This window comes from Acidobacteriota bacterium, assembly GCA_028874215.1.
In the GTDB taxonomy this organism is placed as follows: Bacteria; Acidobacteriota; UBA6911; order RPQK01; family JAJDTT01; genus JAJDTT01.
Genome location: JAPPLF010000066.1, coordinates 82,208 through 107,980, shown reverse-complemented (window position 1 = coordinate 107,980; position 25,773 = coordinate 82,208). Strand labels below are relative to the sequence as shown.

24 protein-coding genes and 2 tRNA genes are annotated in these 25,773 nt (G+C 63.5%); 10 read left to right on the top strand and 16 right to left on the bottom strand.

Annotation, left to right across the window (positions count from 1 at the left end; all coding sequences use genetic code 11):
- Positions 1 to 11: 11 nt before the first annotated feature.
- Entirely contained in the window at positions 12 to 1,592 is a 1,581-nt protein-coding gene (locus OXT71_13025) for a methylmalonyl-CoA mutase family protein (GenBank protein ID MDE2927313.1), read from the bottom strand.
- Positions 1,593 to 1,727: 135 nt separating this feature from the next.
- On the opposite strand from OXT71_13025, the gene OXT71_13020 reads away from it, so the two are divergent.
- The 5 genes from OXT71_13020 to OXT71_13000 all read left to right on the top strand — a co-directional run bounded on the left by OXT71_13020 (position 1,728) and on the right by OXT71_13000 (position 6,325).
- Complete coding sequence (locus tag OXT71_13020) at positions 1,728 to 1,991, top strand: hypothetical protein (protein MDE2927312.1); 264 nt, start codon at positions 1,728 to 1,730, stop codon at positions 1,989 to 1,991.
- Between the two features lie 66 nt (positions 1,992 to 2,057).
- Positions 2,058 to 3,962 carry a tRNA uridine-5-carboxymethylaminomethyl(34) synthesis enzyme MnmG gene (gene mnmG / locus OXT71_13015; GenBank protein ID MDE2927311.1) on the top strand — a complete coding sequence of 635 codons (1,905 nt, stop codon included), beginning with the start codon at positions 2,058 to 2,060 and terminating at the stop codon, positions 3,960 to 3,962.
- Complete coding sequence (gene rsmG / locus OXT71_13010) at positions 3,959 to 4,552, top strand: 16S rRNA (guanine(527)-N(7))-methyltransferase RsmG (GenBank protein MDE2927310.1); 594 nt, start codon at positions 3,959 to 3,961, stop codon at positions 4,550 to 4,552. The genes mnmG and rsmG overlap by 4 nt, the downstream gene beginning before the upstream one ends.
- Before the next feature lie 148 nt (positions 4,553 to 4,700).
- Entirely contained in the window at positions 4,701 to 5,501 is an 801-nt protein-coding gene (locus OXT71_13005; GenBank protein MDE2927309.1) for a ParA family protein, read from the top strand.
- Positions 5,498 to 6,325: a ParB/RepB/Spo0J family partition protein gene (locus tag OXT71_13000; GenBank protein ID MDE2927308.1), complete on the top strand. Its 828-nt coding sequence runs from the start codon at positions 5,498 to 5,500 to the stop codon at positions 6,323 to 6,325. The genes OXT71_13005 and OXT71_13000 overlap by 4 nt, the downstream gene beginning before the upstream one ends.
- 13 nt (positions 6,326 to 6,338) lie before the next feature.
- Here OXT71_13000 and mnmE read toward each other — a convergent pair whose 3' ends face one another.
- The 8 genes from mnmE to OXT71_12960 all read right to left on the bottom strand — a co-directional run bounded on the left by mnmE (position 6,339) and on the right by OXT71_12960 (position 12,162).
- Positions 6,339 to 7,766: a tRNA uridine-5-carboxymethylaminomethyl(34) synthesis GTPase MnmE gene (gene mnmE, locus OXT71_12995; protein ID MDE2927307.1), complete on the bottom strand. Its 1,428-nt coding sequence runs from the start codon at positions 7,764 to 7,766 to the stop codon at positions 6,339 to 6,341.
- On the bottom strand, positions 7,717 to 8,292 hold the full coding sequence (locus tag OXT71_12990; GenBank protein ID MDE2927306.1) for a hypothetical protein: 576 nt from the start codon (positions 8,290 to 8,292) through the stop codon (positions 7,717 to 7,719). Before OXT71_12990 ends, mnmE begins: the two co-directional genes overlap by 50 nt.
- Positions 8,292 to 9,959, bottom strand: coding sequence for a membrane protein insertase YidC (yidC, locus tag OXT71_12985; protein MDE2927305.1), 1,668 nt, complete (start codon positions 9,957 to 9,959; stop codon positions 8,292 to 8,294). Before yidC ends, OXT71_12990 begins: the two co-directional genes overlap by 1 nt.
- A gap of 94 nt (positions 9,960 to 10,053) precedes the next feature.
- Entirely contained in the window at positions 10,054 to 10,263 is a 210-nt protein-coding gene (gene yidD / locus OXT71_12980) for a membrane protein insertion efficiency factor YidD (protein ID MDE2927304.1), read from the bottom strand.
- Positions 10,260 to 10,619 (bottom strand): ribonuclease P protein component, encoded by a 360-nt coding sequence (rnpA, locus tag OXT71_12975; protein ID MDE2927303.1) that lies wholly within the window; start codon positions 10,617 to 10,619, stop codon positions 10,260 to 10,262. Before rnpA ends, yidD begins: the two co-directional genes overlap by 4 nt.
- Entirely contained in the window at positions 10,616 to 10,756 is a 141-nt protein-coding gene (gene rpmH / locus OXT71_12970) for a 50S ribosomal protein L34 (GenBank protein ID MDE2927302.1), read from the bottom strand. The genes rnpA and rpmH overlap by 4 nt, the downstream gene beginning before the upstream one ends.
- Before the next feature lie 390 nt (positions 10,757 to 11,146).
- Positions 11,147 to 12,028: a prephenate dehydratase gene (pheA, locus tag OXT71_12965; GenBank protein MDE2927301.1), complete on the bottom strand. Its 882-nt coding sequence runs from the start codon at positions 12,026 to 12,028 to the stop codon at positions 11,147 to 11,149.
- A gap of 38 nt (positions 12,029 to 12,066) precedes the next feature.
- A tRNA-Sec gene (locus OXT71_12960) sits at positions 12,067 to 12,162 on the bottom strand.
- A 92-nt stretch (positions 12,163 to 12,254) separates the two neighbouring features.
- Between OXT71_12960 and cofG the strand changes: the two genes are divergently transcribed.
- On the top strand, positions 12,255 to 13,385 hold the full coding sequence (gene cofG / locus OXT71_12955; GenBank protein ID MDE2927300.1) for a 7,8-didemethyl-8-hydroxy-5-deazariboflavin synthase CofG: 1,131 nt from the start codon (positions 12,255 to 12,257) through the stop codon (positions 13,383 to 13,385).
- Positions 13,375 to 14,679: a 5-amino-6-(D-ribitylamino)uracil--L-tyrosine 4-hydroxyphenyl transferase CofH gene (cofH, locus tag OXT71_12950; GenBank protein ID MDE2927299.1), complete on the top strand. Its 1,305-nt coding sequence runs from the start codon at positions 13,375 to 13,377 to the stop codon at positions 14,677 to 14,679. The genes cofG and cofH overlap by 11 nt, the downstream gene beginning before the upstream one ends.
- On the opposite strand, the gene cofE is transcribed toward cofH, so the two are convergent.
- Genes cofE through npdG form a run of 4 tightly spaced genes read right to left on the bottom strand, consistent with a single transcriptional unit; the run spans position 14,676 to position 17,741 of the window.
- On the bottom strand, positions 14,676 to 15,431 hold the full coding sequence (gene cofE / locus OXT71_12945; protein ID MDE2927298.1) for a coenzyme F420-0:L-glutamate ligase: 756 nt from the start codon (positions 15,429 to 15,431) through the stop codon (positions 14,676 to 14,678). The genes cofH and cofE overlap by 4 nt on opposite strands.
- Positions 15,424 to 16,098 carry a 2-phospho-L-lactate guanylyltransferase gene (gene cofC, locus OXT71_12940; protein ID MDE2927297.1) on the bottom strand — a complete coding sequence of 225 codons (675 nt, stop codon included), beginning with the start codon at positions 16,096 to 16,098 and terminating at the stop codon, positions 15,424 to 15,426. Before cofC ends, cofE begins: the two co-directional genes overlap by 8 nt.
- Positions 16,095 to 17,075 (bottom strand): 2-phospho-L-lactate transferase, encoded by a 981-nt coding sequence (cofD, locus tag OXT71_12935; GenBank protein MDE2927296.1) that lies wholly within the window; start codon positions 17,073 to 17,075, stop codon positions 16,095 to 16,097. The genes cofC and cofD overlap by 4 nt, the downstream gene beginning before the upstream one ends.
- Positions 17,076 to 17,081: 6 nt before the next feature.
- Positions 17,082 to 17,741, bottom strand: coding sequence for an NADPH-dependent F420 reductase (gene npdG, locus OXT71_12930; protein MDE2927295.1), 660 nt, complete (start codon positions 17,739 to 17,741; stop codon positions 17,082 to 17,084).
- A 279-nt stretch (positions 17,742 to 18,020) separates the two neighbouring features.
- Here npdG and OXT71_12925 point away from each other — a divergent pair, with 279 nt between their 5' ends.
- Both OXT71_12925 and OXT71_12920 read left to right on the top strand, forming a co-directional pair.
- Positions 18,021 to 22,391: an AMP-binding protein gene (locus tag OXT71_12925; GenBank protein MDE2927294.1), complete on the top strand. Its 4,371-nt coding sequence runs from the start codon at positions 18,021 to 18,023 to the stop codon at positions 22,389 to 22,391.
- Positions 22,392 to 22,434: 43 nt separating this feature from the next.
- Positions 22,435 to 22,526, top strand: a tRNA-Ser gene (locus tag OXT71_12920).
- A 68-nt stretch (positions 22,527 to 22,594) separates the two neighbouring features.
- On the opposite strand, the gene OXT71_12915 is transcribed toward OXT71_12920, so the two are convergent.
- The 3 genes from OXT71_12915 to OXT71_12905 are packed head-to-tail and all read right to left on the bottom strand — an operon-like array spanning position 22,595 to position 24,901.
- Entirely contained in the window at positions 22,595 to 23,398 is an 804-nt protein-coding gene (locus OXT71_12915) for a nucleoside-binding protein (protein ID MDE2927293.1), read from the bottom strand.
- 55 nt (positions 23,399 to 23,453) lie between these two features.
- Positions 23,454 to 24,122 (bottom strand): protein-L-isoaspartate(D-aspartate) O-methyltransferase, encoded by a 669-nt coding sequence (locus tag OXT71_12910; GenBank protein MDE2927292.1) that lies wholly within the window; start codon positions 24,120 to 24,122, stop codon positions 23,454 to 23,456.
- On the bottom strand, positions 24,119 to 24,901 hold the full coding sequence (locus tag OXT71_12905) for a ribonuclease HII (GenBank protein ID MDE2927291.1): 783 nt from the start codon (positions 24,899 to 24,901) through the stop codon (positions 24,119 to 24,121). Before OXT71_12905 ends, OXT71_12910 begins: the two co-directional genes overlap by 4 nt.
- 120 nt (positions 24,902 to 25,021) lie before the next feature.
- On the opposite strand from OXT71_12905, the gene OXT71_12900 reads away from it, so the two are divergent.
- The gene (locus tag OXT71_12900; GenBank protein MDE2927290.1) at positions 25,022 to 25,771 is read left to right on the top strand and encodes a prephenate dehydrogenase; all 750 of its coding nucleotides are present in this window, start codon (positions 25,022 to 25,024) and stop codon (positions 25,769 to 25,771) included.
- The last annotated feature ends 2 nt before the right edge of the window (positions 25,772 to 25,773 follow it).

The following is a 25,773-nucleotide window of genomic DNA, read 5'->3' as shown; positions in this document are numbered from 1 at the left end:
GAACCTGGAGGCTACAGCACCACCCGTTCCCGATACTCTCCAAACACCTCTCCCATGGCCTCGGACATTTCTCCGACCGTCGCGCCCGCTTCGACCCCCTCCACGATGGCGGCCATCAGGTTCTTCCGCCCACGGGCCGTTCGGCTCAGCTTCTCCATGGACCGCCGCCAGCGGTCCCGGTTCCGTGCGGCCCGATGCTGTGACAATTCCATCATCTGCCGCTCTCTCGTCTCGGGGTCCACCCTCAACAACTCAATGTCCACCGGATCTTCATCTTGAAATCGATTGACGCCCACGACCACCCGCTCCCCCGACTCCAGGGTTCTTTGGAGACGATGAGCCGAGTCCTGGATCTCTCTTTGGATGAAACCGCTCTCGATGGCCGGCACCATCCCTCCCATGGACCGAATGCGCTCCAGGTAGCTCTCCGACTCCTCCTCCAGGCGGTTTGTGAGCTTCTCCAGATACCAACTTCCGCCGAGCGGGTCGACCGCCTCCGTCAGGCCCGATTCGTGGGCCAGAATCTGCTGGGTCCGGAGCGCCAGCTCGGCGGCGGCTTCCGTCGGAAGAGACATGGCCTCGTCTTTCCCGTTGGTGTGAAGCGACTGGGTGCCTCCCAGAACCGCGGCCAATGCCTGCACGGCGGTTCGGACCACGTTGTTGTCCGGCTGCTGCGCCGTCAGCGTGCTTCCGCCGGTCTGGGTGTGAAAACGCATCATGCAGGACTTGGGATTCCGGGCGCCCCAGCGTTCCTTGACGCAACGGGCCCAGAGCCGGCGCGCCGCGCGGAACTTGGCCACCTCCTCGAAGAGGTCGTTGTGGGCAGCGAAAAAGAAGGAGAGCCGGGGGGAGAAATCATCGATGTGGAGTCCCGCCTTCAAGACCGATTCGACGTAGGTTTCGGCATTGGCCAGCGTGAAGCCGATCTCCTGAGCGGCCGTAGACCCGGCCTCCCGGATATGGTAGCCGCTGATGGAAATCGGGTTCCATCCGGGCGCCGCCTCATGGCAGAACGCCACCAGGTCGGTCACCAGCCGGAGGGACGCTTCCACCGGATAGAGATAAGTGCCGCGCGCAATGTATTCCTTGAGAATATCGTTCTGGACCGTGCCCCGTACCGCCCCCCAGGACGTTCCTTGCCGGCGGGCCTGAACCAGATAGAGCGCCAGCAGAATCGGCGCGGTGGCGTTGATGGTCATGGAGGTGGAAACCCTGCCCAGGTCGATTTCACGAAACAGGGTTTCCATGTCCCACAGGCCGTCAATGGCAACACCGGCGCGGCCCACCTCTCCCTCCGCCAGGGGATGGTCCGAATCCAAGCCCAACTGAGTCGGCAGGTCGAACGCTACGGACAGGCCCCGGTTTCCCTGAGAGAGGAGGTAGCGGTATCGGCGATTGGATTCCCGAGCGGTGGCGTAACCCGAATACTGGCGGATCGTCCAGTGCCGGTCACGATACATGCCCGGATAAGCGCCCCGAGTGAATGGATAGCCGCCCGGTTCCCCCAGATCCGAAATCTCGTCGAACTCCGGCATGTCGCGAGGCCCGTGGCATGCCTTCCCGGGCTCGCCGGCGCCGTCGCCGGAGCTCAATTTGGTGGCATCCTTCCTCACTTTACAAGCCCCTCGCGTTTGATATCATGGGCTCAATCCAAGGCCAGCAAGCCGCAAGGCCATGGCCTTGCTCGATTTCGGCTGGATGTTAGCAACGGGAAGGGTGGAACTCAAATGCGAGACGGGCAGTTGAAGGACTACAAGAAGAAACTCGAGTCGGCCATCAACGACGCCCTCGTCAACTCCCCCCAGATCAACGCCGCCATTCAAGGCATTCGAGAGCACGGATACGATGTCTTCCTCATCATCGAAGCCACCATCGGCTTCAATGCCCGGGGGAGCGGCGCGGCGCCAGCCAAGAAACTGTCAGCGGTAAGGCTTCAGTTGACGGGTCAGGACGAGAAGTTTCTGCGTTCGCTGAAGATCAGCCCCGAGTAGCACACCCTTTCTGTCCGGGTCCATTTTGGGAGCCTCCGGACGCGAAGGGGCTACCTTCCCCACCATATGCCCGATCTCTCCGTCGACGTCATTGTCATTGGGGGCGGCCACGCGGGTTGTGAGGCGGCGTCAGCCGCGGCCCGAATGGGGGCCAAGACCGCCCTGGTCACCATAAACCGGGAAATGATTGCCCAGATGTCATGCAACCCGTCGGTCGGGGGCATCGGCAAGGGACACCTGGTGCGGGAGATCGATGCCCTGGGAGGCCTCATCGGCCAAGTGGGGGATTCCAACGGAATCCATTTCCGGCTGCTCAATCGGAGTCGCGGCCCTGCCGTCCAAGCCCCTCGCGCCCAGTGCGACAAGAAACTCTACCGGCAGGAGATGCAGCACCGGCTGCGTTGTCAGGACAACCTGACGGTCGTCCAGGCCGAGGCCACCGCCCTGCTGCGGCGTGGGAACCGGATCGCCGGTATCGAAACCGCTGCCGGCGACCGGATCGACGCGGCCTGCGTCGTCTTGACCACCGGCACCTTCCTGAACGGCCTCTGCCATTTGGGGCAAAAGAAGTTCCGCGCCGGCCGTTCGGGCGAAAAGGCTTCCGTGCAGCTCGCCCGGTCGTTGAAATCCATCGGTTTTCGCCTCGGGCGCCTGAAGACCGGAACGCCGCCGCGGCTCGAAAGGAAGAGCATCGACGTCTCGCGTTTCGAAGTCCAGTCGAGCGATCCGGACCCCACCCTGTTCTCGTTCCAAAGCCCTGGGCCGAGACTGCCCCAGGTCGACTGTTGGCTCACGCTCACCAACAATCGCGTCCACCAGGTGATTCGCAACAATCTGCACCGCAGTCCTCTTTACAGCGGAGACATCGTGGGCCTCGGTCCCCGCTACTGCCCCTCCATCGAGGACAAGGTGGTGAAGTTTCCGCACCACGACCGCCATCAACTCTTTCTGGAGCCGGAAGGGCTCGATTCCGAACTCATATACGTCAGCGGCCTCTCCACCAGCCTTCCGGTGGACGTGCAGGCAGAGATCCTGGCCCAGATCGACGGCTTGGAAGACGCGACCATGATCCGGCCGGGCTATGCGGTCGAGTACGACTACGTTCAACCGTCGGAGCTGCGGCCCTCGCTGGAGACCAAGAAGGTCGAGGGGTTGTTTCATGCCGGCCAGATCAATGGAACCACGGGCTACGAGGAAGCCGCCGGCCAGGGAATCCTCGCCGGCATCAATGCGGCCCTCAAGGCCGCGGGAGGCGAGCCCTTCGTGCCCAGCCGCAGCGAGAGCTATCTGGGCATCCTGGTGGACGACCTGGTCACCAAGGATGTCGACGAGCCGTACCGGATGTTCACGTCCCGAGCCGAGTGCCGCCTGCTGCTCAGGATCGACAATGCCGACCGGCGACTCATGCCTCACGGCCACAGGCTGGGACTGGTGTCGTCGAAACTCTTCGACAAATTCCGGGACAAATGGCAGCGGATCGACGACGCCATCGATTTCTTGCGGAAAACCCGCCTGAAGAAAGCGTCCCGCCTGCTGGAGGAGCTGAGGGTTCGCACCGGCGCTCCCCGTGGCGCCTGCCTGGACCGCCTGCTCAAGCGGCCAGAGGTCGACATTCGTGACATGACTCCCATTTTGAGGGCCCACGGGCATCATCTGAGCCGTGAAGAGGGACAGGTGGTCCAGACGCAGATCCGGTACGAAGGCTATATCCGCCTGCAGATGGAGGATGTCCGGCGGCTGAAGAACATGGAGGGCAGAATCATCCCTGCCCAACTCGACTTCGGCCGCGTCAACGGGCTTTCCCTGGAAATGAAGGAGCGTCTGGAGCGGGTTCGCCCCACCAGCCTGGGTCAGGCGTCCCGGATTCCCGGTATCACTCCCGCCGCTCTGTCGATGCTGAGCATTCACCTGGAAGTGAGAAAGAGGGCTTCGGTCCGGCAGCCAGTCACTGCAACGACCTCCCCAGCATGACACGCTTCTCGAAATGCGTCTCTTCGCTTGAAACCCTGTTCGGCCTGACCCTCGACCAAGCGCAACGAAACGGCGTTCGGACCTATCTCCGATTGCTGGCCAAATGGGACTCGCGGGTCAACCTGACCCGCGTCGCCCGAACGGACGACAGGCTGCGATTTCATTTCTTCGAGTCGTTCTGGCTCGCTCAGCAGTTTCTGGATCCGCGCCACACAATAGCGGACGTCGGCAGCGGAGCGGGGTTCCCGGGACTGGCCATGCAACTCTATCGCCCCAGCCTCTCCGTGACCCTGATCGAAAGAAGCTTCAAAAAGACCGTCTTTCTGAAGGAAGTCGCCCGGGCTCTTTCCCTTCGGGCACGGATCGTTCACGGAGAGGCCGAAACCGTCGCCGATTGGAAGGGCATCCAACTGGTCACGATCCGTGGCCTCAAACCGTCACCCGGATTGACCGAAACCCTGGCCGATCGCCGAATCCCGTTGCTGGCGCTCCATGGCGAGAAGCTCAGCGAACCCTTGAAGGGACGCCGCTGGGTCCGGCGCGAACGGGTTCCGGGCTCGCGCCGACGTTATGCGACGCTCTTCGGGTGAGTCGCGCTGAAAATTGCGCGGTTGTTTCACGTGAAACATTGCTGCCCCGGGTTCCACGGGCGTGTCCCCTGAACCGGGACAACCGGGCGGCAAAGCCCCCGGATCTTTCACCGCCTACTGTTACTATTTCCGCATCCGGAACCGAAAAATGACGAGAACCATCGCCATTGCCAACCAGAAGGGTGGTGTCGGCAAGACCACCACCGCAATCAACCTGGCAGCCTCGCTCGCTCTCGGAACGTGGCGGGTCCTCCTGGTTGACCTGGACCCCCAGGGAAACGCCACCTCCGGATTGGGAATCGACAAGAACGAAGACGCCCCCTTCATCTATGACATCCTTGCGGGCGCCGCGGATCCTGTTTCGGCTCTCAGGCAGACCGAGGTGGAGAGCTTGCACCTCCTGCCCGCCAACCGCGCCCTCGTGGGGGCCACGGTGGAACTGCTCGACGCGCCGGATCGGGAATGGCTGCTCGGCCGCGCATTGGCGCCGATTCGCGACCACTACGACTTCATCCTGATTGACTGCCCGCCGTCGCTGGGAATCCTCACGCTGAACGGATTGGTGGCGGCCGACGCGGTCCTCATTCCGATCCAGGCCGAGTACCTGGCCCTGGAGGGACTGACGGATCTGATGGAGACCATCCGGCGAATCCGGGAGGGTTACAACTCCAGCCTGTTGCTGGAAGGCATACTCCTGACCATGTACGACGAACGGCTCATCCTTTCCTCCCAGATTCGCGCCGATGTCTGTTCCCACCTGGGTTCGTGGGTTTTTGACACCTTCATTCCCCGCAACGTGCGGCTGGCAGAATGCGCCAGCTTCGGTCAACCCATCCTTCTCTATGACGCCCGGTGCAAAGGCGCCATCAGCTATCGGAATCTCGCCCGGGAATTGCTCGAACGCTACAAGCTGGGGCTGTCCCCGCTACCGCATGAGGTCAATGGATGATGCGAAAAGTTCTTGGACGCGGACTGGACGCCCTGCTGCCCAAAACAGAAACCAGCTCCTATTTTCTCCAGATCGAGCTGAATCGGATCCGCCCCAATCCCTTCCAGCCCAGAATCCACATGGACCGCGCCAAACTACAGGAGCTCGCCGATTCGATCACCGAAAACGGCGTTCTACAACCCATCGTCGTCCGGTCCCGGCCAGAGGGTTACGAAATCGTCGCCGGAGAACGACGCTGGAAGGCGGCTCAACAGGCCGGTCTTCCTCGGATCCCTGCCGTCGTTCAGGATCTTTCCGACCAAAGAATGGTGGAAGTCGCCGTCGTCGAGAATATTCAGCGGGACGAATTGAGTCCCATCGAGGAAGCGCACGCGTACCACATCCTGATCGAAGATTTTCAGCTCACCCAGGAACAGGTGTCTCAACGCGTCGGCCGCAGCCGCGCGGCCGTAGCCAACACTCTTCGCCTGCTGCGGCTTCCCAAAACAGTCCAGGAGTCCCTTTTGGGCGGCAGGATCAGCATGGGACACGCCCGGGCGCTGATTCCCCTGACTCAGGCACAGCAATTGAAGTTGGCCCGCCAAATCGTGTCGGAGGACCTCTCGGTCCGGCAGGTGGAGCGCCGCGTCCGGGCCCTGCGCCTCCCACCCTCGCGGCCGTCCGCCCTTGACCCCAACGTCAAGGCCGCGCAACAGAGGCTGCAACGACGTTGGAAGACGAGGGTTCAGATCCGTAGCCGGGGCTCAAAGGGCCGGATCGTCTTCTACTTCAATTCCCATGACGAACTGGATCGTCTGTACGAGAACCTCATGAAGGAGGAGTGAGCCCTTCCTCTCGCTATTTCCCAATGCAGAACGTGCTGAAGATCTGTCCCAGCAGGTCCTCCACTGTCGTCTCGCCCGTCACAGCGTCCAGTTCGGACAGGGCGCCCCGCAGATGGTAGAGCGGAAACTCTTCGCTCAGACCGTCCCGGTAGCCTTTCATTCCCTCGCAGAGCCGCAGCCGGGCACGCTGCAGACACTCTTTGTGCCGGAGCTCGGTGATCACGACGCGTTCCCGTTCCCAGTCGCTTTCGGGCGCCACGGCCTTCCGGATCGCCCGCCTGAGGACGTCCAGCCCCTCCCCCGTCAGGGCGGAAACGTCCGACCTGCAGCGTGCGCCCGACTCCAGTTCCGATGGAATTCGAACCACCGCCTCCAGGTCCACCTTGTTCACCACCAACAGATAGGGCGTATCCTTGAGCTCCGTCCAGATTCTGGCGTCCTCCGCCGAGAAGCCTCTGCTGCGATCGACCACGAACAAAGTCAAGTCCGAAGCGCCGACGTAGTCCAATGATTTTCGAACACCGAGCCGCTCCACCGGGCTTCGCGCTGTTCGGATTCCTGCCGTATCCACCAACTGCATCGGGATGCCCTCCAGATCCACCGTTTGGTCGATGGCGTCTCTGGTGGTCCCGGGGAGAGTGCTCACAATCGCTCGGTCATATCTACATAACGCATTGAAAATACTGGACTTACCAGCGTTCGGACGACCGACGATGGTGGCTGTGAATCCATCCCGGAGAACCCGCCCCACCCGAAATGTCTCCTCCAGGCGGCCGATGCGGCCGACGATCCGCCGCAAGTCCCGAAGCAAATCCTCCCGGCTGTCGGGTTCCACGGGATCTTCAACGAATTCCAATCCGGTTTCCATGTGGGAGATGATCCGCACCAGGCGTTCCTTCGCCGACCGGAGCAACCGCGACAACTTGCCATCCAGTTGGTCCCGTGCGACGCGCGCCTGGTGGACCGTCTGGCTTCGGATCAGATCGCGAACCGCCTCCGCCTGGACCAGATCCATCTTCCCGTTGAGAAACGCACGCAACGTAAACTCTCCCGGTTCAGCCAGCCGGGCGCCCGCTTCCAGAAGACCACTCACGATCTGCGCCTCCACGGCCGGACTTCCATGACAGGAAATCTCCACCACATCCTCCCCGGTATACGAGGCCGGAGCCGCGAAAAACGTCACCAGCACCTGGTCGATTCGCTTCCCGTCCCGGTCCAGAAAGTCGGTCAACGATGAATGCCGGGGTCTCCATGGCCGGTTCAGCGAGGGAGGAAGCCGCCGGCCCACCAGGTTGCGGCTGGCCGGACCGCTGACGCGAATCAACTTGATGGCGCCGCGCCCCGGGGGTGTGGCCGCCGCAACTATGGTTTCACTGTACGGTTCGGTGGCGTCAGGAAGTGGCGTAGATGATGACGCGCCGATTGGGTCCCGTGCCTTCACTTTCAGTCCGAACTCCGGGCTCGTCGGCCAAGCTCAAATGGATGATTCTCCGCTCGGCCGCCGGCAGAGACTGGAGGACGAACTCCCGGCCGGTGAGCCGCACCTGCTCGGCGGCATGGCCCGCCAGCAGCCTCAACTCCCCGTCCCGATCCGTGCGATAACCATCGCAATCGACCCAGAAGTTACAGCCTGTCAAAGACTTACGGTAGTAGATCTGGTTCAGCAGGTGGTTCACCGCATAGAGGAAACGGGCGTTGTTGGCAAGAACCAACTCGCTGTCGTGTCCGCTGAGGCGAAAACTGATCAGGTCGTCATCGAGACTCGATTCGAAGGAGAGTTCCAGGTCCATCCTCTTCAACAAGTTGGTCAGAAACATCTCCGAGCTGGCCAGGATCTCGCCGTTGTCTACCTTCGGCTGAGCCTTCCAGGGCCGGTCCGGTCCGCGGCGCCCTCGCGGACGGCGCCAGTGCTCCCGGCGACGCCCGGACTGGCCTCCGGACGGAGGTCTCCAGGACCGGGACTCCATCACTTCTTCCTGGTTTTCTTGGGGGAGGACTTACGCTTCGGGGCCAACTCAGGCTTCCATCTCTGCATCAAAACCTGGAACATCATAGCAAAGAGGTTGCTGAACAGAAAGTAAACCACCAGGCCGCTGGACAGGTTCAAGAAGAAGAATGTGAAGACCACCGGCAGCAACATCATCATGCGCCTCTGCATCGGATCTCCCGCCGCAGGCGTCATCTTCTGTTGCACAACCATGCTCGCCCCCATGACGACAGGGGTGATGTAGTAGGGGTCGTGCCGGGAAAGATCCTGGATCCAGCCCATAAACGGCGCCGCCCGCAATTCGATGGAGGAATCCAGCATCCGGTAGAAGGCGAAGAGAAAGGGCATCTGGATCACGAGCGGCAGGCACCCGCCCAATGGATTCACACCATGCTTCTTGTACAACCCCATCATTTCCGCATTCATCTGCTGGCGCCTGGGGTCGGTGCGCTTCATCCGCTTGTACCGATCCTGGATGGAGCGGACCTTGGGTTGAAGCTCGGCCATCTTCTTCATGGACACGATCTGCTTGTAGCGCAGCGGGAAAAGAGCCAGATTGATGAGGAAGGTTAAAACGATGATGGCAACGCCGTAATTGCCCACATAGGCATAGGTCAGCTTCAGGCAATAGAGCAGGGGCCTCACCAGAAGGTCGAACCAGCCATAGTCGATGATGTCCCCCAATGAGGGGTCGGCGAGGACCAGCTCCTCTTGGTCTTTGGGCCCCAGGAACAACGTGTACCGCGCCGTGCCCCTGAATTCGGCTTCTCCCAATACGAGTGTGGTTTCATCGGCCTCGCTGCCGTCCAACCCAGCCAAAGGGACCGCCGAAAGACGCGCCGCGCGGATTTCTCCCGGCCCGACCACGACGCAGGTGAAGTACTTGCTGTCGACAGCCACCCATCGGGCAGCCGTCTCGATCCGGTGGGCTCCCTCGGCCAGGTCGGAAGCCTCGTACTTTTCCATCGACCCCGCTGCGTGGTAGGCAACGCCAGGCCACCAGAAATCGGTAGAAGCGCCTCCCTCCGGGTCCGCTTCTCCGATGCCCGGCCCCAACAGGACCGAATAAGATGCCGGCCTTCCCCCGAGCTCGACCCGTGTCCGGACATCCAACGTGTGCCCCGATCCGGGGATGCTGATCTCCTCTTCCACCAAAAGGCCCTGGCTCCGGTAGCTGAATGCAATCTGCGCCGGCGCCTGCACCCGGCCGGCCGCCGCTCCCGCGACTTCGAACGGGGAGGTGGCCAGTTCCAGATCCAGTTCTTCATCATCCAGACGCAATTGCATGGGTCTGGGGAAGGTTTCGGAGAGTCCCTGCACCAACAGCTCGACAGGCTCGCCCGACTCATTCGAATACCGTTTGAGGTGCACGCTCTCCAGCCGGGCGCCGGTGCTGCTCCAGGTCAGCACCATGTCGTCATTCTCGACCTGAATCTTGCGATCCTGCCCCTGGGTTGGACTCAAGGGCTCGCTGCTGGGGGGAGTTTCCCGGGAAACGCGCTCCGGAGGCGGTTCGGGCTCGGCCCGCTGCTCTTCAACCTCCTGCTCCTCAGGCGTTTCCACAACGGCCGGAGGCGGAGGCGGTTCAAACCGCTGGTAGAGGAAGGGAATCAGCAGCAGAACGGCCATGGAAAGAAGCATCGCCATAAGGAGGCGCTTCTCCATGTCCATCTGTTCCGGTCCTTGACCACCCTGCATCGTCTAAACCAATCCACGAATTGCGCCGCTCGCGGCCCGGCCTCTACGGAAGAGGGTCGAACCCTCCAGCGTGCCATGGGTGACAACAAGCCACTCGCCTGAGCCCGAGCAGCATCCCCTTGAGCACTCCCTTTTTCTGAATTGCCTGGCGCATGTACTCCGAACAGGTGGGGTGAAATCGACAGGACGGAGGCAAGAACGGAGAGACGAACTTCTGGTACAGACGCAACCATCCGGTCAGGAACCGCCTCACGCCCCCTGCCTCCTTCCGTTCCAGCGTGAAACCATTCGAAGAAACTCTCCTTGAAGTTCCTGGAAGGTCGCCGCCACGGCGCCACGCCGAACATTGACCACGACGTCGGAGCAGGGAAGAATCCCCCGCTTGTTCATGCGGAAGCTCTCCCGCAGGCGACGCCGGATGCGGTTTCTCACCACCGGCGGACCCACCTTGCGGGACGCGGCGATCCCCAGCCGGCTGCGCGTCCGCCCGTTCTCACGAAAGTAGAGGACGAAGTAGGGCGTGAAGACCCTGTACCCGTTCCGGTAAACGGCTAGATATTCTTTCCGGGTGTGCAGGCGCTCTTCCCAGGAGAAACCAAACTGTTTCACCCGCTCACCGAAAGCATCGTCCGCTTTTTGGCTCGTCGCCGCCTCAAAATTGCGCGGCCCGCAGGCGACGCCATGCGCGCCCGGAACCCATGATTCTTCTTGCGACGGCGATTGTTCGGTTGAAAGGTTCGCTTCATCTCGGTCTCCGCCCGCGTCGAAAGGAACCAGATGCTATGGGGATTTTATAGGAAACGGTTCGCACCGAGCCCTACAGTTCCGGGAGCACGCTTGCGGCAACCCGCTACGTTCCGCTCCCCCCGGGAAGATCCCCGCCCGGGCGATTGAAGATTCGTGGGAGCAATCGACACTGTAACGCCAAATCCATCGCCGCTCCCTCGGAACTGCAAAGTGTCAACTATTCGGGGGCATGATACCACGAAGCGGGGGAGGGGCGTTCACCGGGTTCGTCAACCGTTCCTGATACTCCCCAATCGCAACGCAGTCCGAACCTGTGCAGGGACGGTCAAATACCGTGACGACTTTTACGACGGGCTGGCATTCCATTCCTATCCGCTCCGCGGGCGCGGCTACATGCCCTTCTTTTCATGCGTCGCATCCCTAGGATAGCAGCCCAACACCGTCAGGACCTCCGTCAGCTCGCCGAGGTGCCCCAACGCGTTGCGCACCCGCGTCTCGCCGGTGTTCCCGAGAAAGTCGAGGTAGAACAGGTACTCCCAGGGACGGCCATGGATGGGACGGGACTCGATCTTGGTCAGGTCGATGTCCCTCAGGGCGAAGACGCTCAGACACTTGAAGAGCGCCCCGGCGGCATTCTTGAAACTGAAGACGACGGAGGTCTTATCCGCGGTTTCGGATACCGAGGATTTGCTCGAGAGCAGAAAGAAACGGGTGAAGTTCTCCTCTCGGTCCTCGATCCGCTCCATCAGGACTTTCGCGCCGTAGAACCGTGCAGCGTTCCTGCCGGCGATGGCGGCATGGTCCCGGAGGCCTTCCTCGACGATCTCCTTGACGCTTCCGGACGTATCGTAGCCGGTTTCCCGCACCAGATGCGGATGGCGCTCGAAAAAGAGCTCGCACTGATCCAATGCCACCGGATGGGAGCGGACCGTCTTCACGTCCTCGAAGGCGCTCCCGGCCAACGTGATCAGGCTGTGTTGGACGAGCAGATTCGTCTCCTGTCGAATCCTCAATCCGTGACGGACCAGCAGATCGTAGTTCCGGTGAATCGACCCGGCCAGGGAATTCTCTATGGGAATGACGCAACAGCCGCATTCTCCCTGGGCCGTACGCAGGAAGACTTCGTCGAAAGTCCGGCAGCAGAGAAACTCCACGGGCCCCGGGACCATCTGCATGGCCGCCTCCTCGCTGAACGATCCACGTTCTCCCTGAATGGCGACTCGGGTCGCATTTCGCTTGTCGTGCAGATCCGCGTCCAAAAAAACCTCCATTTCCGCTCTCGTCCGACCTCCGGCCCAGCGCCATCCGGCGGAGGCACATGGGAATCGAACCCACCGGCCCCGGCTCCCGCCGCGGCCCGACTGATTTTGAAGACCAGGCCCGTCACCAGACGAGAAGTGCCTCCGTGCCGGTATTTTAGCTCTTTTCCGGCTGGACGGCGGCTGCTACCATCACGCTGGAATGGCCAAGACGCGGGAACGGCGGCTCCCGGAGTCCGTGCAAACGCTTTGCCGCGCCGCCGCGCGCCTGCGCGACCGGGTCAAGGGCCGGACCATCAGCTTTTCGCCCAAAGTCTTCATCCCCCTGACCCGCCTCTGCCGTGACCGTTGCGGCTACTGCGCCTTCCGGAAGGATGCCAATGACGAGTTCCCACCCTACTTGAACCCGGACCAGGTTCTCACCGTCGTTCGCCGGGGGGAGGAACTGGGCTGCCGCGAGGCCCTTTTCGTTTTGGGCGACCGGCCGGAGCGGCGCTACCCGGAAGCGCGCCGCTGGCTTCGCCGGCACGGATACGACAGCACGATCGAGTATCTCTACGACATGTGCTCGCTGGTTTTGGCGGAGAGCCGCCTCTTCCCCCACAGCAATCCCGGCATTCTCACCCGGGGCGAGCTGGCGGCCCTGAAACAGGTCAACGTGTCCATGGGACTGATGCTGGAAAGCACGAGCCGCCGACTCTGCGAACCGGGAGGCCCGCATCATCGGAATCCAACCAAGGACCCCCGGTTGCGACTTCGAGTGCTTCGGGACGCCGGCGAACTGAAGATCCCCTTCACAACCGGACTTCTGGTCGGAATCGGGGAAACCGCCCAGGACCGGGTCGACTCCCTTCACCAGCTCCGGCGCCTTCAGAGCCGGTACGGCCACCTGCAGGAATTCATCATCCAGAACTTCGTCCCCAAGCCGGGAACTCCCATGGCGGCAACGCCGGGTGCAACCGGCCGGGAGATGATGGAAACGCTCTCACGCGCCCGTCTGATTCTGGGCGGCTCAGCCAACCTGCAGGCGCCTCCCAATCTCTCGGCCCGCAGTCTTCGTTATCTGAATTACCTCGACGCCGGAATCAACGATTGGGGCGGCATTTCTCCGCTGACCATCGACTTCGTGAATCCCGAGGCCCCCTGGCCCCGAATCGCCGCCCTGGCCAGTCAAACCGAATCGCGCGGCTTCCGGCTCAAGGCCCGCTTTCCCGTCTATCCCGAATACATTCGGGAGCCTTCTTCATTCCTGCCGTCGGCTCTCCGCTCCCGGCTGCGGGCCGAGGCGGACCCGGACGGGTATTTCCCGGCCGCCTCCCTCCGGGCGCAGACCCCGGTTTCAGCCGTGGAGGCCGCCGGTGCCGGTTGATCCGGAGCGGACGCTGAGCGGCGTTCGAGTCGACGTCGCCCGGATTCTGGGCAAGTCGCTGGAGGGCCGCGACCTGGCGGTTCCCGATTTGGTCCGGCTGTTGGAGTGCCAGGGACCCGAGTTTCTCGCCCTCCTCGAAGCCGCCGACTCTCTGAGGCGCCGTTCCGTCGGCGACCGGGTGACCTACGTGGTCAACCGCAACATCAATTTCACCAATGTCTGCGCCAAGAAATGCAGTTTTTGCGCCTTCAGCCGAACCTACCGCAGCGACGAAGGCTATCTGCTGCCCGTGTCCGAAATTGTCCGGCGGGCCCGCGAGGCGCGCAAATTCGGCGCTACGGAGGTCTGCATCCAGGCCGGGCTGCCTCCCGCCATGCCGGGTGACCTCTACATCCGCATCTGCCAGGCCGTGACCGACGCCCTGCCGGGCCTGCACGTCCACGCATTTTCGCCGGAGGAGATCTCGTACGGGTGCCAGCGCTCCGGGATGCCGGTCCGGGACTACCTGGCGGAACTCCGCGATGCGGGGATCGGCAGCCTCCCCGGCACATCCGCCGAAATCCTGGACGACGACCTGCGCGACCTCATCTCGCCCGGGCGCATCAGCAGTGAAGAATGGACCCGGGTCATTTCGACGGCCCACTCCCTCGGCATCCGAACCTCCTCCACCATGATGTTCGGCCACCTTGAAACCCCGGTCCACATTGCGCGGCACCTGGCGCACCTGAGAACCATCCAACGCCAGACCGGCGGTTTCACCGAGTTCGTACCCTTGGGCTTCGTCCACACGGAGGCGCCCCTCTACCAGAGCAGACGGCTGCCCAATCTCCGGCCCGGTCCCACGGGCTGGGAGGTTCTGAAGGTCCACGCCGTCGCCCGGATGGCGCTGGACAAGGACATTCCCAACCTCCAGGTCTCCTGGGTCAAGGAAGGGATGAAGCTGGCGCAACTCTGCCTGGCGGCCGGCGGCAACGACCTGGGGGGGACGCTGATCAACGAGAGCATATCCACCGCCGCCGGGGCCGGTCATGGCCAACTGGTGACCCCTGAAGAGCTGCATCGCGTGATTCGCGACGCGGGCAGAGTCCCGGCGGAACGGAACACGCTCTACGGGACTCTGCGCACCTTCACCGGCGACGATGAAGACGGGCCTCATCCGCTGGACTCCCTGCGGGACGGCGACCGGAACCGCTTCGGCTCCTATGCCCAGTTGACCCGGTCGCGGAAGTTTCGCTTCAGCCGCGGCGCCGCCCCGGGCGGGCGGACGCGTGGGACTTTCACCGCGGAGAACTAGCGAAACAGGTCCCGTTCCGCGGGACGCACCAGACTCGATCCGTCGCCTGGCCCGTCTTCCAAGCTCACTCCCCGGACCAGCGCCGCCGGCACCCGGCGCCGTTTTCCCATCACCAGCTCCGCGGCGGAGGCGATTTCGTCGGCTCGGGCGATGCAGGTGGCCCGCAACGTTCGGCCGAACCCGTCTTTCCTTCCCCGATAGTCCGACAACGGCATTCCCCCCGCCATGCCGATGGCCACGTTCACCTGTCCCTCGCGCCAGGGCCGGCCGAAAGTGTCTGAAATGATCACCGCCAAGTCAGAACCCGTCGCCTCGATCAGGCAATCCCTGATGGCGGCCGCGGAGCGGTCGGGATCCTCCGGAAGCAGGGTGGCCGTTCCCTGCGGACTGTTGGAGAGATCGACACCGGCATTGGCGCACACGAACCCGTGCCTGGTTTCAGCCAGCAGGACGCCGCGATCCATCTTCACGATCCTCCGGCTCTCGGTGAGGGCCAATTCGACCACCCTGGGATCACGGCCCCATTCACGCGCCCAGGAGTCGGCCAACGGAGACGGGGCGACCGCCGCCAGAGGCACCGTCCGCCCTTCCGCCTTGGAAACGATCTTGTGAGCCAGCACCAGAATATCCCCTGAGCGGACCCGCAATGGGATCCCCCTCAGCGCCTCCAACAGGAGTGGACCCAGAGCGTCCCCCCGTTTCACCTCCGGGAGCCCCGGGATGGCCAGGATGCGCACGCCGCCGTCACCCATGAAGGCTCCACCCCTTCCCGGCCAGGCGGGCGGCGAGACCGCTCTCGGCGAGATAGCCCCTGGTCGCCGCTCCCCCCTTTCCCTGCCAGAACCGCACCAGGTCTTCGGGCCCGTCCAGATCCAGGCCGAACCGCGGGTTCGACAACACGGTGGCGTCAACCCGGGCGCGGCGCGCCTCTGCCAGATGCCGGCGCAGGCTGTCACGGCCGAAGCGGGACGGAAATGCATCCGGAGGCATTCTCAGCAAGGCATTGGTGCCCCGGCCGTCCCGTGAGGGCACCAGGAGCGCCGCCGGAGCGGCCAACGGACGCCCCAGCAAAGTGTCCACGTCACGCCCCTCGATGAGGGGGACGTCAAGCGGCACCCTGAGAACGGAGGTTGCTCCCTGCTGGCGCAGCGCGATTGCGCTCTCATCCACGGAGCGGCTCTCGGAGGTTTGGGACCACTCCCGAATGAACTCCCACCGGCGTCGTTCAGCGTAGGCCGCAAGCTCAGGGTCCCGGCCGGCCACCACCACCTTGTCCGGCAATCTCGCGCTCGCCAGCGCCCGGCCCACATCCTCCAACATGGCCCGGACCAGACCAGCCCTTTCCCGGCGGGACAGCCAGGGCGCCATTCTCCGTTTGGCTTGCGCCAATTCCTTGACCGGCAACAGAACGACGTTCATACCAACCGCAAGAGAGCGCGTGCCAGCGCCCGTTTCGCGCTGGGGGTGTCCATGATCGTATTTCGGACCACGACCCGCATGCCCAGACCTTCGATGGCCAGCGCGCTTCCGGCATCGCGTTCGTCCAACACGAAGACATCCAAGAGACCCCGGTAGATCCGGGCAACCCCTTCGGCCGAGACCGGATGCCCCAGTTCCTCGAGCATTTTCGCCGCCGGTCCCTTGAGGGCCCGCCCGCCGACGATGGGACTGACCGCCGCCACCAAGGCAGGACTCGACGCCACCGCCTGCCTGATTCCGGGGACCGCCAGAATCGGTCCCACGCTGATGAAGGGATTGCTGGGACAGATGACGATGATCCGGGCGTTTCGTATGGCCTTCTCCACTCCCGGGGCGGGGCGTTGTGAATCCAAACCCGTGTACTCGAATCCCCGGACCCGGGGACCGCACTTCTCCCTGACCAGGTATTCCTGGAGATGAAGGCGGCCGGCATCGGTCTCCACGAGAGTCGGCGCGTAGCCTTCGGCCATGGGCAGGACCGAAACCTCCACCCCCAGCGCTTCGCAGATATGTGCGGTCACGGCCGCCAGGCCCCAGCCCTGGTTCAACAGGGAGGTTCGCCAGAGATGGGTTGCCAGGTCCTGGTCTCCCAAGCCGAACCAGGTGTCCGCACCCAAGCGGCCAAGGGCATTCAAGCAGCGGAACGTGTCTCCCTCGATGCCCCAGCCCCAGGTCCGGTTGGACAGCCCCGCCAGGGTGTAGGTGATGGTGTCGAGATCCGGGCAGATCCGCAGCCCGACGGCCTCCAGGTCATCCCCGGTATTGACCACGACGGACAGGCGGCGTCCGAGCCCCTCCAGCGCCAAACCCCAGACCAGCTTTGCGGCACCGACGCCTCCGGCCAACGCCACCACGGGAACGGCGTCCGGCCTCGAAAACTCATCGCCGATCTCGACACGGGGAGGGACGGGCGCCACGGATCTTCAAAGCCCCACGACGCGGAAACGCGACCCGTGAACCCGGTATCGGCGATTGATGCCGATCAGAAGGGCGCTCATTCTCTCCAGCGTCCGAGCCACTTCGAGCGGGCCGGCGTCCACCGTTCGGACTCCGGGCCATGGGCTCAGCAATTCCGCCACTTCGCACTTCCGGCGCACCGAGTTCCCGCAGACGAAGACATCGCAGTCGAGAGGCGCCGCGACCTCGCCCAGGAGGCGGGCCGGAACCGTCTTCAGCGCCGCCACCAAAGCATCCGGATCAGGAAGAGCCGCGGCCACTTGCTCGCTGCCGGAGGGGGCCTCCAGGGAGGCCAATCGAACCCGACCGGAGTCGAACGACACCGGCACCGTGACATCGACCCAGGTGGCTTCAGGGGCAGCGTGCGGTGAGCACCTGGCGACGAGATCGGCGGCCGCCGCGAAAGGAGACGCCACAAAGAGAACTGCGGATCGCGCCGCCACCTCCTGGTTCAGGGCGCCCCGAATCCGGGCTCCATCCCCCAGCAGACGATTCAACTCCGACGCCGCCCCGGCCGCCCGGCTCCGCCTCCGGGATCCGAGCAGGACCTCGCACCCCGCCTTCGCAAGACGCAGCGCAATGCCTCGGCCTTCCTGTCCGGTGCCGGCGAGCACGCCAAGCTTCACAACCCGCCCTCGTTTTTTTGCCTGAGGCGCGGGGTCCCGACCCCGGGGTCCACGCCTGCCGGAAGCCGCATTACAGCAAAGCGCGGCCACCCCCACAAGTCTCGCGTTCAGTGGATTTTGTCCGCCCCTGGCCACCATCGTCACGGACCCGGAAAGCTTGCGGGGGAGAGAGCGTCCGCGTAATCTCTCCCATGCGTTGATGAGTTGACGGAGCCGCTGCAGACAACATTTTCAGGGCGGCGCAACGGTTCGAACCCGGATGTTTTCGGGGTGCTGTCAATGAACTCGGTAGGCGAATATCTCAAGGGCAAAACACTGTTCATCACCGGAGCCACCGGCTTCCTGGGACAGTGCCTGGTCGAGAAAATCCTCTGGTCCGTGCCCGGCGTCAAGCGGGTCTATGTCCTGATCCGCCCGCGAACGAACCTGCGCGGCGCGGTCGTGACCGCCCGGATGAGACTGGAAAGGGAACTCTGCCAAGCCAGTTGCTTCGACCGGCTCCGAAGCAGGCTCGGCGACGATTTTCCGGCCTTTCTGAAAGAGAAACTGGTCCCGGTCTCGGGCGATCTGTCCAGAGACGACCTGAACATCGACGAGGAGACACGGCAGCGCCTTCAGAGCGAAACCGACGTCGTCATCAACAGTGCCGCCGTCGTCTCCTTCGACGCTCCGCTGGATGAGGCCTACCACCTGAATGTGCTGGGCGCTCAACGGGTGGCCCGCTTTGCCCAGTCCTGTGACGACTGTGTCCTGGTGCACGTCTCCACCGCCTATGTGTGCGGCGCCGTCGTCGGGTCGGTTCCGGAAACGATCCCGGAGGCTCCGGCCGGGGGCGGCGAGCCCTTTCCGGCGCGCGCCTTCAGCGACGTGGACCTGGACATCGAACGCATCGAGAAAATCCTCGACTCGGTCCGCGAGCGCGCCTATGCGCCCGAACGGGAGCGGGAATTCGCGGCGGCGCTGCTGCGGAGATTCAAGCGGTCCAAGGGGGGGCGGAACGTCCGGAGGCGGGAGAAGATCGAGAACCTCCGCAAGAAGTGGATCCAGAACGAGCTCTCCCGGGAAGGGATGAGCTGGGCTCGCGAGCGGGGCTGGAACGACACCTACACCTACACCAAGTCCATCGGCGAACGGATCGTCCTGCGCACCCGGAACGGCGCACCCACCATCATCATTCGCCCCGCCGTCATCGAGAGCGGTTTTTCGGAGCCCAGCCCCGGATGGCTCGAAGGCCTGCGCATGGCCGATCCACTCATCGCCGCCATCGGCAAGGGCCGACTCCGGGCCCTGCCCCTGAGCCCCAAGGTCATCATCGACCTGGTGCCCGTGGATATGGTGGTGAACGCGTTGCTGGCGTCCCTTCCCGCCGTCTCGAACGCGACCGGTGTCCAGATCTACCAGGTGGCCACCGGATCCTGCAATCCCATCACTTTGGGCTACCTCTACGATCTCATCTACCGCTATTTCAAAAGAAACCCCATGTTCGACAAGGCGGGGCGGCCCATCAACATTCGCTACCTCCGCTTCCCGAAGCCGGCCATTTTCCGCTTGCAACATCGACTCAAGGCGCTGCCGCTGAACCTGGTGTCGGGCGCCTTGGACAAGCTCTCCGAACTCGACTCGCCGGGCGGCGTCCAGCGCTACAAGCGGCGCCTTTCGGCGCTGAAGGCCGCGCACGAAAAACTCTACTACTACGGAGAGATCTACGAACCGTATCTGAACCTGAATTGCCGCTTCGGAATCGAGAACACGATGGGCCTGCTGGACACCATGTCCCAGGAGGAGCGGGAAGCCTTCAACTTCGACGTGACGCGCCTGAACTGGCGCCACTACATTCAGAACATCCACATCCCGGGAGTCAAGAAATTCATCTTGAAGATGGAGGGAGCCGGCACGCTGGAGCCGAACGTCCAACCGTCCGGCGAAGGCGGATCGGTCTCGACCATCAACGACCTCCTCGCTTACAGCGTATCCCGATACTCCGCGAAGACCGCGCTGCAAATGCAGCGCAACGGCGAGTGGATCCGCTATACCTACTCGGATCTTCAGCGCCGGGCCGCGACCGTCGGCCGGCAACTCCGGACCGAAGGCCTCGCCAAAGGAGATCGAGTGGTGCTCTTCGCGGAGAACCAACCGGACTGGGGTGTCGCGTACCTCGGGGCGGCCTCTCAAGGACTCGTCGTCGTTCCCCTCGATTCGCAGTCGTGGCACCGTGAAGTCTGGTCCGTCGCCCGCTTCACAGGGGCCCGGGCCATCCTGGCTTCGGCACGCTCCATCGAGCGGTTGCCCCCTGAGAGCATGGCACGCAATGAATCCGGCGAGGCCCCGATCCGAATCCTGAACATCAACGAGTTGGCCCAACCGTTCGGCCTCCCGCAATACCCGCGCAGCACCGGCGCCGTGGGACCCGTTTCCCCGCCCGCCGGCGGCCGCCCGGTGGAGGTCGACGCCGGGGACCCGGCTTCCATCATCTTCACCACGACCACGGCAGCCGACCCCAAGGGCGCCGTTCACACGCACTCCAGCTTCCTGAGCAATCTCCACGGCATGAACCGCTACCTGGCGGCGGAGCAGACGGATCAGATCCTGTCGGTACTCCCTCTCTACCATGCTCTGGAGTTCACCTGCGGCTTTCTTTCCCCTTTGTTTGGCGGCGCGACCGTCACCTACCTGCACTCCCTGAAGCCAAGAGTCATCCTGAAGACCATGAGAGAGACGGGCACCACCTGCATGTTGGGCGTCCCCAGTCTCTACGCGCTGATCCGCGACGACATCAACCGGCGCACACTGCGCGCCTCGAAGTCGTCTCTGAAGTCCAACCTGGTGGCCAAGTCGCGCCAACTCAGCAAGTCCATCGACAAGACTTTCGGGAAGAACCTGGGACGGCAGATTTTCGCCCGGGTGCACCAGGAATTCGGGGGCAGGATCCGAGCCTTCGTCAGTGGCGGCTCTTCTCTCGGAGATGAACTCTACGATGACTTCAAGGCCCTGGGGCTGACGATCTACGAGGGCTACGGGCTCACCGAGACCGCGCCGGTCCTCACGGTCAACCCACTGAATCGAAGCCGCCGCGGCTCGGCCGGCAAGCCTTTGCCCGGGACCGAATTGCGGATTTTTCAGGCCGATGACCGGGGAGAAGGGGAGATCATCGTCCGTACGCCCAGCCTCATGCAGGGTTACTACAAGAACCCGGAAGCCACCCGGGCCGTGATGCGGGACGGCTGGTTCCACACCGGGGACCTGGGATGGGTGGACGAGGACGGATACCTCTACATCACGGGGCGCAAGAAAAACGTCATCGTCACGGGGGCCGGCAAGAACGTCTACCCCGTGGACCTGGAGGCCATCTACCGCAACGTTCCGGCCGTTGAAGACATCTGCGTGGTGGGCACTCCCAAGGGACTGACCGAAGATGTCCATGCGGTCATCGTGCCCGGGAAGGAGACGTTGCGGGACGTGGCCGCGGCGGAATGGCCCCGGGCCATGAAGCGGGCGACTCGCGCCCTGGCCCGCCAGCTTCCGGGATATCAGCGGCTGCAGCACATTCATCTTTCGGAAACACCCCTCCCGAGGCGCGGCGACGGCTCGCTCGCCCGCGACGTGATCCTGCAGAACGTGCACCGGAGCGTCGCCCGCTCTCGAGCTCGCGGCGGGCGGGCGGCGCGTCCCCGCGGCAGTGACGTCGCCACGGAGCTGACTCGGGAGTTGAGCCGGATCTCGGGGATTCCCTCAGCGGAAATCACGCCCGACTCCCATCTGTTCACCGACGTGGGCCTGGATTCGCTCGCCGCCATGGAGCTGCTGATTCAACTGGAGCATCGGTTCGGCATCTCTCTCCCGGAAGAGCGCGTCGCCTCCCTGGTGAGCTTTGGCGATCTGGTCGATGCGGTCCGGGAAGGCATGGCTGCAACTGCAGACGGTGCCGGCGGCGCGCCCGCCGTCCGGTCCGCCTTGCCGTGGTCACAGCGCCCGTCCGTCGACCGAGCCTTCCTCGGGCTCTCCTTCTCCGCTCTGCGGCTCCTCTACGCAAGCTATTTCCGGTTGCGGCTGCGTTTTCCGGAACGTCTTCCCCGGGACGAGGCCTACATCATCGCCGCCAACCATTCCAGCCATCTCGACAGCGGCGCCATCATCGCCGCCCTGGCCGGGGCCCTGGGGACCAGGCAAGCCAAAAAGCTCCATCTTCTGGGCGCCCGCGACTACTTCTTCAACAACGCCGTTCGCGCCTGGTTTTTCAGCACCTTTCTCAACGTGGTGCCCATCGAACGGGAGGAAACCTCGCTGGAGGGACTCCGCACCATCCAAACGATCCTGCAGGAAGGGGAACCCGTTCTCATCTTTCCGGAGGGCACTCGATCGCGGACCGGTGAGCTTCGATCCTTCAAGCCGGGTCTCGGCCTCATCGCGCGGGAACTCAGGGTGCCGATCGTCCCCGTCCGTATCGACGGCGCCTATCAGGCGCTGCCTGCGGGCCGCACCCTTCCCCGTCCCGGACGGCTGGAAGTGACTTTCGGCAAGCCCATCAGGACCGAGCGGTATTTCGCGGACGGCGCCGAGGAGTCCCGCGTCCAGGTTTACCGAAAGATCGCCGACGACGTCCGGGAGCATGTCGTGCGCATGGGGGACGGGAACCGGAACGAACCGGTTTGACCCGGCAAGCGCGGCGCCTCTAGAATGGCGTCCTTCTCTGGCCGGAGAGGTGCTGGAGTGGCTGAACAGGGCTGCCTGCTAAGCAGTTACTCGGGGGAACCTGGGTCGGGGGTTCGAATCCCCCCCTCTCCGCCAACCGGACCGGCTCGATTCCTTCCGCGCCGGGCCTTGGGGGTGCGCCCTTTCAATTTTTCCACGGTTTCTCAGAAACGAAACACCAGCAAGAGCTGAGGCAGCACTTCGTCCGCGTCTTCAAACCCGAACTTGTTGACCCAGACATGCATTTCTATCCCGGCGAAGACGCGCCCCGGGCGCCGGGCCACCGCCTTGCCCAGGTCCAGGCGCAACTGGGGTTGAAAGAGGATCCAATGGGGCGCGCGGAACCCGAACTCGGTGTCGCGCGGACTCAGCCATTCCCCGTGCCCTTCGAACGAAAATGAGGCGCCGCCGATCTCGAAGGGGAGACCCCAGTTGAAATCGACCAGGTGGCTGTTGCCTTCTTTTGGCGCTCCGCCAGCCGCCACCCCCTGGTTGCGATCCACCAGATACACGTAGTCGACGTTCGCAAAGGCGAAGCCGGGAAGATCGAGCTGGAACCGGAATCCGGGACCGAGCTTGAGAACCTTGGCCTGGGCTCCCCAATTCAGTCCGGCCAGGGGGCCGATCCCGCGGATCGGTCCCCACGACAACTTCTGTCCGCTGATCGCACCCAGGTTGAAGTAGGGATACCACTCCATGTAGATGTCCCGGTCCGCATTCGAACCCGAGCAGCAGATCATATCCATGAAGAAGAAATTCTCTCCGTAGCTCCAGCCGCTGGCGTGCTGAATGGTGAGAATGCTCTGGAACCCGCTGGGGCTGACCAGGTGCGGCTGCAGTGCGCGGCCTCCCTGGTATTGAGCCTCGGTAACGCTCCAGCCCTGGGCCCGAACGATCCCTTCAATCGCCGCGGGACAAACCGCGATCAGCAAAAGAAGGACGCCGTAACGGTGAATCGTAGTTTTCATGGCGGGCATTGGTTCGACACTGGCCGGGGAAGCCGGGACGCCGGACTGTGGCCTTTCAGTCAGCCGCCGGTTTCCGCTTCCAGGCATATTTACCGATCAAGGGCACGAACACACATCGTTCCGCGCGGTCGGTTCGATATCCATCCCCCTTCCGGGTCACGATGTGCAGCACCTGGGAATAATCCCGTCCCAAGGGGATCACCAGGCGCCCCGACTCGCGCAACTGCTGCAGCAGCGGTTCGGGAATCCTGGGAGACGCGGCGCCGACGATGATGCTCTCAAAAGGCGCGTATTCCTCCCAACCCAGCGTCCCGTCGGCCACTCGCAGCCGGACATCCCGGTAGCCGAGCCCGGCGAGCCGATTCGCCGCCTGGCCGGCCAGTTCCGGGATCCGTTCCACGCTGAAGACCTGGACCTTCATGGCCGCAAGCAACGCCGCCTGATATCCGCTTCCGGTCCCGATGTCCAGCACACGGTTCCCCGGGGACACCCTCGCCGCTCTGATCATGGCGGCAACCATGTAGGGCTGGCTGACGGTCTGATCATGGCCGATGGGAAGGGGGCCGTCATCGTATGCCCGCTCAATCCATTTGTCGGGCACGAAACGATGACGGGGAACTTCCAGGAACGCCTCCAGCACACGATCGTCCCGGATGCCTCGACCTCTCAGTTGCTTCTCCACCATGTCGCGGCGTTGCCGGCCGTAGGAAGCTCCCCGCTTCACGCCATTCTCCGGCAGAACGATCTCCGATGCACGGGTGTCCGCCCGTGTTTCTCGATCGCCAGTCGATGCTGTTGCGTCCCGTAGCCTTTGTGGCGGGCAAATCCATACTCCGGAAACAAGCGGTCCAGCTTCTTCATGAGCCGATCCCGATGAGTTTTCGCCAGGATCGATGCCCCGGCAATCGAGAAATGCCTGCGGTCCCCACCGACGCAGGCCTCCTGCGGGATTTCGAGCTCCGGGATCCGGCGGCCGTCCACCAAAGCGAACTCCGGCGCCGGGCAGAGAGCCGCGACGGCCCGCTTCATGGCCAGCAGACCGGCATGGAAAATATTCAGCCGGTCGATCTCCTCCACCGACGCCTCTCCGATTCCCATGGCGACCGCGTCCCGGGCAATGATCCCGGCCAGCTCGTCGCGCCTCGCGCTCGAGAGTTTCTTGGAGTCGTCCACGCCGCGGATTTCGATGCCCGGTTCGAAAATCACCGCGGCGGCGACGACCGGACCCGCCAAAGGGCCCATGCCGGCTTCGTCGACACCGGCGACACGCACCATCCCGCGGCGCCACAGCGCGCGCTCCTTCTCCAGCATCGACTTCAATCGGCGACTTTCCGCCCGGGTCGCGGCTCGCGCGCGCGCCAGACGCCGCGCCAGACGCCGCACGCCGACCCTCCGATCGCCCGCCAATTCGGACAACACCGCGGAAGTCACCTGGACTTCACGGGACGCAAGAGCTTGCCTGATCTGGGAAAAAGTCAATCGAGAGAACTCCAGTGCCGCCATTCGGTTCGCCACTCCAGCCGATTTCGACATGCGTGAGCCCGGCACCGGCACCGGCAAGCAGGGATTGCGAAGAGGCTGATTCTTTTTCGGGTGTTTGCAAATCCATTATAATGCCCCGCCGTGAGCACCGGCAATATCGGTCTCGTGGGCTTCGGGCGTTTCGGGCGCCTGGTCCACCGCCACCTGCCCGCCGGCAAGGTCGCCGGCGTATACGACCGCGATCCCGAAAAACTGGCCGGGCTGGCGGATGCCGCCACTCTGGAGCAGGTTCTCGAGGGCCAGTACGTCATCCTGGCCACCCCCATCTCCGCCATCGACGCCATTTGCCGGCAGATTTCTCCGGCTCTCCGAACCGGCCAGGTGGTGATTGACACCTGCAGCGTCAAGCAATACCCCGTCGACTGCATGTCGTCCCGCCTGCCGGACGACGTTCAGATCCTGGGCACCCACCCCCTCTTCGGACCCGACAGCGGTAGGGATGGCATCGGAGGAATGAAGATCGCAGTCTGTCCAGTGCGAATCGACTCCGCCAACTACGACTGCATACGCAATTTTTTCCAAGGCCTCGGATTGGAGATCATCGAGACGACGCCGCAGGAGCACGACCGGAGACTCGCTCGCACCCAAGCCATCTTCCACCTGATCTCCCAGGCGCTGAAGGAGTTGGATTGGCGAGGACAGCGGCTCTCCACACCGGGACCGGACGCCTTCTACCGCCTCGCCGAAACCGTTCAGAACGACACCTCCGAGCTATTCAGGGACATGGAACAGCGCAATCGCTACGCCGGCGCGGCCCGGCGGGAGTTCATCAGCAAACTGGTGGAGATCGACGAAATTCTCGCTCGCGGCGACATGCCCGGGACGGCTTGAGC

Bases quoted from the DNA above. Each gene is read 5' to 3' on its own strand.
- OXT71_13020 (MDE2927312.1), top strand. From the start codon at position 1,728: ATGCGAGACGGGCAGTTGAAGGACTACAAGAAGAAACTCGAGTCGGCC.
- mnmG (MDE2927311.1), top strand. From the start codon at position 2,058: ATGCCCGATCTCTCCGTCGACGTCATTGTCATTGGGGGCGGCCACGCG.
- rsmG (MDE2927310.1), top strand. From the start codon at position 3,959: ATGACACGCTTCTCGAAATGCGTCTCTTCGCTTGAAACCCTGTTCGGC.
- OXT71_13005 (MDE2927309.1), top strand. From the start codon at position 4,701: ATGACGAGAACCATCGCCATTGCCAACCAGAAGGGTGGTGTCGGCAAG.
- OXT71_13000 (MDE2927308.1), top strand. From the start codon at position 5,498: ATGATGCGAAAAGTTCTTGGACGCGGACTGGACGCCCTGCTGCCCAAA.
- OXT71_12990 (MDE2927306.1), bottom strand. From the start codon at position 8,292: ATGGAGTCCCGGTCCTGGAGACCTCCGTCCGGAGGCCAGTCCGGGCGT.
- yidC (MDE2927305.1), bottom strand. From the start codon at position 9,959: ATGGCGATGCTTCTTTCCATGGCCGTTCTGCTGCTGATTCCCTTCCTC.
- rpmH (MDE2927302.1), bottom strand. From the start codon at position 10,756: ATGAAGCGAACCTTTCAACCGAACAATCGCCGTCGCAAGAAGAATCAT.
- pheA (MDE2927301.1), bottom strand. From the start codon at position 12,028: ATGGAGGTTTTTTTGGACGCGGATCTGCACGACAAGCGAAATGCGACC.
- cofE (MDE2927298.1), bottom strand. From the start codon at position 15,431: ATGGGTGACGGCGGCGTGCGCATCCTGGCCATCCCGGGGCTCCCGGAG.
- cofC (MDE2927297.1), bottom strand. From the start codon at position 16,098: ATGAACGTCGTTCTGTTGCCGGTCAAGGAATTGGCGCAAGCCAAACGG.
- OXT71_12925 (MDE2927294.1), top strand. From the start codon at position 18,021: ATGAACTCGGTAGGCGAATATCTCAAGGGCAAAACACTGTTCATCACC.
- OXT71_12915 (MDE2927293.1), bottom strand. From the start codon at position 23,398: ATGAAAACTACGATTCACCGTTACGGCGTCCTTCTTTTGCTGATCGCG.
- OXT71_12905 (MDE2927291.1), bottom strand. From the start codon at position 24,901: ATGGCGGCACTGGAGTTCTCTCGATTGACTTTTTCCCAGATCAGGCAA.